This is a genomic window from Spirillospora sp. NPDC049652 (assembly GCF_040675125.1).
Taxonomy (GTDB): Bacteria; Actinomycetota; Actinomycetes; order Streptosporangiales; family Streptosporangiaceae; genus Spirillospora.
Genome location: NZ_JBFAOF010000257.1, coordinates 1 through 8,299, shown reverse-complemented (window position 1 = coordinate 8,299; position 8,299 = coordinate 1). Strand labels below are relative to the sequence as shown.

6 protein-coding genes are annotated in these 8,299 nt (G+C 70.1%); 3 read left to right on the top strand and 3 right to left on the bottom strand.

Annotation, left to right across the window (positions count from 1 at the left end; all coding sequences use genetic code 11):
* Positions 1 to 62: 62 nt before the first annotated feature.
* Positions 63 to 1,316: an extracellular solute-binding protein gene (locus tag AB0J52_RS18215; RefSeq protein ID WP_500182763.1), complete on the bottom strand. Its 1,254-nt coding sequence runs from the start codon at positions 1,314 to 1,316 to the stop codon at positions 63 to 65.
* Positions 1,317 to 1,445: 129 nt separating this feature from the next.
* Positions 1,446 to 1,928 (bottom strand): hypothetical protein, encoded by a 483-nt coding sequence (locus tag AB0J52_RS18210; RefSeq protein ID WP_500182762.1) that lies wholly within the window; start codon positions 1,926 to 1,928, stop codon positions 1,446 to 1,448.
* Positions 1,929 to 2,364: 436 nt separating this feature from the next.
* Here AB0J52_RS18210 and AB0J52_RS18205 point away from each other — a divergent pair, with 436 nt between their 5' ends.
* Positions 2,365 to 4,959 (top strand): FxsB family cyclophane-forming radical SAM/SPASM peptide maturase, encoded by a 2,595-nt coding sequence (locus AB0J52_RS18205; RefSeq protein ID WP_500182761.1) that lies wholly within the window; start codon positions 2,365 to 2,367, stop codon positions 4,957 to 4,959.
* A gap of 45 nt (positions 4,960 to 5,004) precedes the next feature.
* On the opposite strand, the gene fxsT is transcribed toward AB0J52_RS18205, so the two are convergent.
* On the bottom strand, positions 5,005 to 7,557 hold the full coding sequence (fxsT, locus tag AB0J52_RS18200) for an FxSxx-COOH system tetratricopeptide repeat protein (protein ID WP_500182764.1): 2,553 nt from the start codon (positions 7,555 to 7,557) through the stop codon (positions 5,005 to 5,007).
* A 281-nt stretch (positions 7,558 to 7,838) separates the two neighbouring features.
* On the opposite strand from fxsT, the gene AB0J52_RS18195 reads away from it, so the two are divergent.
* Complete coding sequence (locus AB0J52_RS18195; protein ID WP_500182760.1) at positions 7,839 to 8,024, top strand: FxSxx-COOH-like cyclophane-containing RiPP peptide; 186 nt, start codon at positions 7,839 to 7,841, stop codon at positions 8,022 to 8,024.
* Between the two features lie 62 nt (positions 8,025 to 8,086).
* Positions 8,087 to 8,299, top strand: a 213-nt coding sequence (locus tag AB0J52_RS18190) for an nSTAND1 domain-containing NTPase (RefSeq protein WP_500182759.1), incomplete at its 3' end; no start/stop codon positions are given.

Below are 8,299 nucleotides of genomic sequence, written 5' to 3'. Positions count from 1 at the left end.
TCTCGGGGGCCGCGTCCGGCGGGCTCACGTCGTCCGCGTGTCGGACGTCGTGCACGGCTCGATCAGCCGGCCTTCTCGGCGGTCTTCTGGATGTCGCCGAGGACGGTCTTCGGGTCCTTGTTCGCGACGGCCGTGCCGAGCTGCTGCTTCACCGCTCCGGCGACCGCGCTCCACGCCGGGTTGCTGGTCGGCGCGAACTTGCTGGTGGGCAGCGCGTCCACGAACTGCTTGAAGTACGGGTCGGTGCTCAGCGCGTCCCCGGCGGACTTGGTCACCGGCAGGAAGTTCTCCAGCTTGAGGAACTTGCTGGTGTTCTCCTTGGTGTAGAAGAAGTCGAGGAACTTCTTCACCGCGTCCTTGTTCTTCCCGTCGTTCTTCTTGAACGCCGCGAGGATGTCCATGACGCCGAGCGTGTTGTGCTGGCTGCCGTCCTTGCTGGGCAGCGGCGCGATGCCGTAGTTCAGGTTCTTGTTCACCGGGTCGATGAACCCGGCGCGGGTGAACGGGCCGCCGATCGACATGCCGACCCGGCCCTGCGCGAACTGGTTGAACACCGTCTTGCGGTCGGTGCTCTCCGGGTTCGGCTGGGTCAGCCCCGACTTGTTCAGGTCCTTGAGGAAGCTGAGCGTGTCCACGTTGGCCTGCTGGTCGATCGCCCATTTCCCGGACGAGTCGACCCAGCCGCCGTTGTTGTTCATCGCCCAGGAGTAGAACTCGGCCTGCGCCTCCTCGGGACCGAGCGGAAGACCGTAGCCGATCTTCCCGCCGGCCTTGATCTTCTGCGCGTCGGACTTCACGTCCGCCCAGGTCTTGGGCGCGTCGCTGATGCCGGCCTTCTTGAACAGGTCCTTGTTGTAGAACATCAGCCGCGCGCTGGAGATGAAGGGCAGCGCGTACTGCGTCCCGTTGTACTTGGCCTGCTCCACGAAGGTCGGGGAGAAGTCGCTCAGGGTGTTCGGCGACACCACGTCGGACGCCTGGTAGATCAGGCCGTCGCGGGCGAAGTCGGAGAACGCGTTGTAGTTGAGGACGTCGGGGACCTGCTTGGTCTGGACGTAGGTCTTCACCTTGGCGTCCATCTGCGTCCAGTCCACCATCTCCAGGTCGACCTTGTACCCCGAGTTCTTCGCCTCGAAGTCCTTGATCAGGCCGTCCCAGAATCCCTTGGTGTTGTCGTCGTAGATGGCGGCGACGAATTTGATCGTCTTGTCGGAGCCGCTGCCGCCGCCGCTCGACGAGCTTCCCTTGCTGCAACCGCCGACGCCCACGGCGACCGTGAGGCCCGCGGCGATGGCGACCGTGAGATGCCGTTTCATCTGGTCCCCGCCTTCTCCGCGCACATTGAAAGAATGTGCGCGGTACGAATGCCCTATGAGCAGAAACGCGCGTGGCCCGACGATAAGAGGTGGTCCGTACCAGTTCAAGAGGCGGTTGACCCACGAGTCTCAACCGTTATCGGCACTCTTGGGCCGGTCTGTACTGGTATGTATCTCACGCAGGACTGGTCCGGTTCCCCGGCTCCGGCCGCCCGAAATTGCGGCCCGGCACCTAACCGAGGTTGCGTTCGCGCCGCTGTCCCGAGCACCTCGGCTGAGCGCGGTGGCGTGCAGGATCCGGGAGAACACGAACGGTCGCAGCACGTCGTCCCGGCGCCGCATCGTGGCCGGAACGGCGTCCTCCATCCCCACATGCGCAAGCACTCGCATGCCGCAGCGGGCCACCAGCGCCTCGGCCTCGGCCGGCGCCAGGAACGTCCGGCAGGGCTCCCCGCTCTCCATGACGACCCGGTCGGCGATCTCCCCGTAGCCGCGCCCGACCTCGTCCCGCATCGCCCGCGGGACCATGTGGTCCATGACCATCTCGGCCCTCAGCCCGGCGATTTCGCGGACGGTAGCCTCAACCGTCTCCCAGGACAGGTAGACGCTCACCCCGAGCCACCCCACCACCGTCCGCCGCGTTTCCGAGCAGCCGCCCGGCGACGTCGTCCCGCAGGTTCACCGGCTTCCCGTCCGCCACCAGATGAGCCGCCCGCGCCCCGGCCACCATCATCGCCGTCCGACTCGCCGTCCCGTCGAGCATCTCCCCGCCTTCCCGAGAACACTTCCGGCGGCGATGCTGAAAGACGAAACCCATCCTGCAAATCCATCAGAGCAGTCGAAGATTAATTCACGATAGGCATTCAACGGCAGTTCGGGACGAGGTCGGGGAAAGCGTTCCGGGGCGGGGGTCCGCGCGAGGGAATCGGAGCCCGCCCTGTCCGGCGACGCGGCCGAGGTGCCCGCATGTGGCCGGAGGGACGGGTTTGTCGATCTCCAAGAATGCTTACATATCGGAACAAAGGTGCTGGCCTTCGCGGGTCGCACCGTGCCCGGACGACCCTGGGGGCTGATCTGCGTGGCGGCTCGCACCGGCGCTGGGGAATGGCCCGGAACGCTGGACCTCGCGGCGCTTCGGGCGTCCGGCTGGCGGCCGACGCCGTTCCGGCAGTTCGTCCTGAAGGCCCACAGCCGCTGCAACCTGGCGTGTGACTACTGCTACGTCTACGAGATGGCCGACCAGGGGTGGCGGGAGCAGCCCCGGCGGATGAGCGGCGAGGTCGTGGACGCCACCGCGCGGCGGATCGGCGAGCACGTCCGCGAGCACGGTCTGACCGACATCGAGGTGATCCTGCACGGCGGCGAACCGCTCCTGGCCGGACCGGAGCTGATCCGCCGCGCGGTCACGGCCGTCCGGGAGGCGGTCGGGGGCCGCGCGCGAGTCCACGCGGGCGTCCAGACCAACGGCGTCCTGCTGGCCGAACCGTTCCTGAGCCTGTTCGACGAGCTGGACATCCGGGTGAGCGTCAGCCTCGACGGCGACGAGCGCGGCCACGACCGGCACAGGCTGCACGCCGACGGCCGCGGCAGCTACGCGGAGACGGCCGCCGGGCTCCGCAGGCTCACCGCCGGCCCGTACCGCCGCCTGTTCACCGGCCTGCTCGCCACCGTCGACCTCGCGAACCCGCCCGTCGAGACCTACGAGGCGCTGCTGGAGTTCCGTCCGCCCGCCGTCGACTTCCTGCTCCCGCACGGCAACTGGGACACCCCGCCGCCCGGACGCGATCCCGCGTCCGCCGGCACCCCCTACGGCGACTGGCTCACCGCCGTCTTCGACCGCTGGACGGCCGCGCCGCGCCGGGAGACCCACGTGCGCCTGTTCCGCGAGCTCATCGCGCTCAGCCTGGGCCGCCCGTCCACGAGCGAGGTGGTCGGCCTCTCCCCGGCCGCGATGGTCGTGGTCGAGACGGACGGCACCATCGAGCAGGTCGACACCCTCAAGTCCGCCTACGAGGGAGCCGCCGCGACCGGCCTGCACGTCGGCCGGGACGGCTTCGACGCCGCGCTCGCCCTGCCCGCGACCGCCGCCCGCCAGATCGGCGCGGACGCCCTCTCCGAGACCTGCCTCGCCTGCCCGGTGGGGAGCGTCTGCGGCGGCGGCCAGTACGTCCACCGGTACCGGACGGGCAGCGGCTTCAAGAACCCGTCCGTCTACTGCCGTGACCTGTTCCGGCTGGTGAGCCACGTCCGCGACGCCGTCAGCCGCGACCTGGCGCGCGCGAAGGACGGGACCGCCCCGGCCGGGCGCACGCGGGTCCGGAAGAGCGAGCCGGTGCGGCCGGAGCTGAAACGCCTGTCGATCCCCGAGAAGGTGTTCGCCGGCCTCGCCCAAGGCGGCGGCGGGGCCTATGCGGTGGACGAGCTGTGGCGGGTCCAGCGCTCCAAACGCCTGCTGCTCCTGCGCTGGGTGCGCGAGGCCGCCAAGTCCCGCGACCCGGGGCGCGAGGCCCGAGCCCGCCAGGCGTACGCGCTGCTCGCCGACATCCAGGGCCGCGCGCCGGAAGCGGTCCGCGCCGTCCTGGACCATCCGTCCGTCGGCGTCTGGGCCCACGCGGTCGCGGCCGGCGACGCCGACACCGACCTGATCACCACGCTGGCCGCCGCGGCGGCGGTCCGCGCCCGCGACCCGCGCCCGGTCGAGGTCGTCGGCGGCCCGGACGGCCTGCTCCTGCCGTCCCTCGGCATGGCCGCGCCGTTCGCCGGGACCGGCGTCGTCCACGCCGCCGCCGACGCCCCGGCCACCATCTCGTCCGAAGCGGGCACGACCGTCCTGCCCGCCGAGGACCCGCACCGCGACGGCCCCGGCTGGCACGGCCTCCGCCCCCTCGAAGCCGAGTACCACGGCATGGCGCTGCGCCTCCTCCTGGACGACTGCGACCCGCTCCGCGCGGCCGGCGGCGACCCGATGCCGCGCCTCACCCCGGGCGAAGTCGAGCAGTGGCGCACCACGCTGCGCGGCGCATGGCGGCTTCTCGTGCGGTGGCACTGGACGATCGCCGAGGAGGCCTCCCGCACCCTCCGCGTCCTCACCCCGATCTCCGCACCGCCCCAGGGCATGCGCAGTTCCACCGTCCACGAGGCATTCGGCGCGGTCTACGCGTCGCTGCCCCCGGACGACCGGGACATGGCGGTGACACTCGCTCACGAGGTGCAGCACGCCAAGTTCGGGGCGCTGAACGACGCCATACCGTTCGTCCGCCCCGATGACGGCCGCCGCTATTACGCTCCCTGGCGGGACGATCCGCGCCCCGCCGCCGGACTGCTCACCGGCGCCTACGCGCATCTCGGTGTGGCCGGCTTCTGGCGCAGGCAGCGCCACCACGAACACGGCGACGCCGCGTTCCGGGCGCACAGCGAGTTCGCGCGCTGGCGTGACGCGTCGGCACTGGTCACCAGAACGCTTCTGCGCAGCGGCGGCCTGACCGACGACGGCATCCGGTTCGCGACGGAGATGGACCGCACGCTGCGTTCCTGGCGGCGCGAACCCGTCCCGTCCGACGCGCTGGACCGCGCCCGGCAGGCCGCGAACCAGCACCGCGAGCGCTGGCGAGCCCAGTACGGCGACTCGAACCCGTCCTTGTAGCCGAAGGGCTGCGTGCACGTTCCCGTGGGGGCCGCGCTCCGCCGCCTAGATCGGCGGCGGGTCGAAGTCGCAGTCCAGGTGCCGCCGCTCGGCGGCGACCATCGCGTCGGGGTGGTTGAGGGAGAGGACCCGCGCGTAGCGGTGGATGGTGTCCTCGTACAACTCCTCGCCCTCCTCCTGGAGGGCGTCGCTGAGCCGCTCCCGGCCCTCCCGCTCAAGGTCCACCGAGAGGTTCGCCGCGCAGGCCAGCGTCATCGGATGGTCCGCACCGAGCAGCGACCGCAGCCGCCGCAGCGTGTCCCGGCCGAGCGAGACCGCGCCAGCGAGGTCGCCGAGTTCGGCGAGGTCGCTGGCCAGGTTGGTGGCGACGGTCAGCGGGTAGTGGTGGTCCCGGCCGAGCCGCCCTTCCAGGCCCTCCAGAGCCTTCTCATTGATCGAGCGGGCCGTGGCCGTCTCACCGCGAACCCGGTGCAGCAGCGCGAGGTTCCCCTGGACGGCGAAGACATAGGGGTGTCCGGGCCCGAACATCTCCGGGTAGCGCTCGGTGACGGTTCTGGCCAGTTCCAGGGCCTCGTCCTGTTTGTCCATGGTCCGGTAGGTGTTCGCCAGGTTGGTCGCCGAGGCGAGTGTGTCGGGGTGGATCGGACCGAATGTCCGCAGACACCGGTCGTAGGTCTCCTCGGCGAGTTCCAGCGCCTCCTGGTAACGCCCGGCGCGCCGCCTGGCGATCGCCAGGTCGGTGGACGCCCGGACCGTCACCGCGTGGTCCAGCCCGAGCTGCTCCGTCGCGAGTGCGAGGGCGTCCTCGCCGAAATCCATGGCGTCCCGGAAATCGCCCAGCAGCCGGACGGCCCGGGCCAGTCCGTTCAGGTGGAGTGCTTCGTCGAAGGCGGTCACTCCCTCCGGGCGCGGCCGGGCCGAGGTCAGCCGGAAACAGCGCTCCTGGAGGTTGCGCGCCCGGACGTAGTCGCTGACGAGGCCGTAGTCGAGGGCCAGGTTGTTCATGGGGCGGATCGTCCGGGCGTGCTCCGTCCCGAAGAAGCTCTCGTGCTCGCGCAGGGAGTACTCGTCCTGCTCCCGGCTCTGCCGGAAGTCGCCGCGGGCGCGCAGGTCGGCTCCGCTGCTGTCGATCACGGCGAGCAGGAGGTCGCGGAACTCGTCGTCCTGCCGCTCGCTGGCGCGCATCGTGCGCAGCGTCTCCTGATTGACCTCGTACGCCTCGCTGTACTGGCCGCGCTCTCGGAGCAGGATGGCGCGCAGGCGACGGGCCCGCAGCACATTGAGGTCGTCCGGCGGCGAGATCCGGCTCCAGTGGTCCTGGACGCGTTTCGAGAAACCCGCACCGCCCGACTGGTCACTCGACCTGTACAGGTACCGGACGAATGACAACACCATCGCCCGGACCTTCGGCTCGGTGCTGTCGATGGCACCCGTCGGGTCGACGTGGGCGTAGAGGGCGCTGAAGTCCCGCCAGGACTCCGGTAGATCGGGGTCTCTGGGGGTCGCCTCCGCGAGCAGGAGATGGACGTCCGAGAGGCAGCGCTTCCTGTCCTCGGCCGAGAGCGCGCTACGGACCAGGCCCTGGATCAGCCGGTGCATCTGGATCGTGCGATTGTCGCCCTCGATCTCGACCCGCACCAGCGCGTACCGACGCAGACCGGCCACGGCGCGACTCGTCTCGATGGTGTCTCCCAGGATCGCGGCCAGCTGCGGCGACACGCCCTCGGTGGACCTCCGGAACACGTCCCGCGGGAACGGTTCGGGACCGAAGAAGGCACAGCAGCGCAGCAGCGGCACCGCGTTCGGGTAGTTCCGTTCCAGTTCCTCCACAGCGAGACGCCACGCGGCCGTCATCGGACGCGGGTACTCGCTCGCCTCCCCCTCCAGCAGCAGGTCGCTGATGCGGTCACGGAGCAGGGCCAGGTAGTCCTGCACCGACATGGCCGACTCCTGGAGCAGTGACGCGGCCTGCTCCAAGGCGAGAGGCAGGTCGCCGAGCTCCTCGGCGAGGCGGCCGGCGTCCTTCTCCAAGAGCGCGCCGGGGAGGCGTTTGGAGAGGAACTCGACACTCTCACCCCGGGGGAACACGTCCACCTCGACGGTGGCGACGCGTCCGCGCCCCTTCCAGTTGGGGTTGCGGGAGGTGATCAGGACGTCGCCAGGGCCCTGCGGGACGAACGCGTTGATGTCCTCCGGTTCGTCGGCGTTGTCGAAGATCAAGAGCCAGCGACCGTAGGGTTCCCCGCGCTCAAGGGCCTGGCGGACCAGATTGGCGGCCTCCTCCACACCGATCTTGCTGGCGGGCGGGAGGTCCAGGCGGGGCGCGAGCCCGGCGAGCGAGGACCGCACCAGGCTCTCCTGTGCGGACGGAATCCACCAGACGAGCTGGTATTCCGAGCGGAAGCGGTGCGCGTACTCGATCGCGAGCTGCGTTTTTCCCACGCCGGCCATTCCGTGCAGGGCGTACGGGACGACTGCCGCGGCGACGCTGCTTCTGATTCCCTTTCGGAGGGCGGACAGAAGATCCTCGCGCCCGGTGAAATTGTGGTTGCGCGCGGGAATCTTGGTGCCCCAGATGCGTGGGATACCTGCGGGCACCGTGGCGATCTCGGCTGAATCCGTCACGTGACTCGCCTCCGCGCGTGGTCGCAAGATTGATCGTGTTCTGCATCCTATGACGCTGGACTTGCCCAGGCCATGGGAGAATTCCACGTTCGAGGCGACTTGCCGGGCGGATGCGGAGGCGTATGGTCTCCCGCATCATCTGAGCTGGCAATGCGGGGCAGGACAATGGCGCGATGTGGCCAGGTTCTCCCGGACCGGAAAGGGAACATGCACAATCACAGTTGGGCCCCGACCGCCGGAAACGAGGAGCTCCTATGCGCGACGAGCTGGATTTCCGCAGTGACCTCCCGGACCTGTCCGGGGCTTCTCTCGAGGAGCTGAGCCGAGTGGGCGGCACCGTGCTCGCCAGCGAGATCGAGGCGGTGTTCGCCCCTGAGCGCAGGTCGACGACCGTGTGCGCCGGGTTCGGCTCCTACATCGGTGACGCGGAGCTCGGCTGAGATCCGCGGGTGGGACCCAGCACCAAGCAGCCCGATCGACGACGGGTGAGGGAGTGGGCGACGTGGAGCAGTTCGCGCCCCGTCCTGACCCGGACCGTCCCGACCCGGACCGTCCCGAGTCGAACCCCTACCCGGGGTGTCGGCCGTTCGGCGAGGACGAGCGGCACCGGTTCTTCGGCCGCGCCAAGGAGGCGCGCGCTCTCGCCGACCTCTGGACGCACCGTCCCGTCACCGTGCTGCGCGGCCCGAGCGGCTGCGGCCGGACGTCGCTGATC

What these genes read in the sequence shown, in the direction of transcription:
- AB0J52_RS18215 (WP_500182763.1), bottom strand. Translation starts at nt 1,316, where the DNA reads ATGAAACGGCATCTCACGGTCGCCATCGCCGCGGGCCTCACGGTCGCC.
- AB0J52_RS18195 (WP_500182760.1), top strand. Translation starts at nt 7,839, where the DNA reads ATGCGCGACGAGCTGGATTTCCGCAGTGACCTCCCGGACCTGTCCGGG.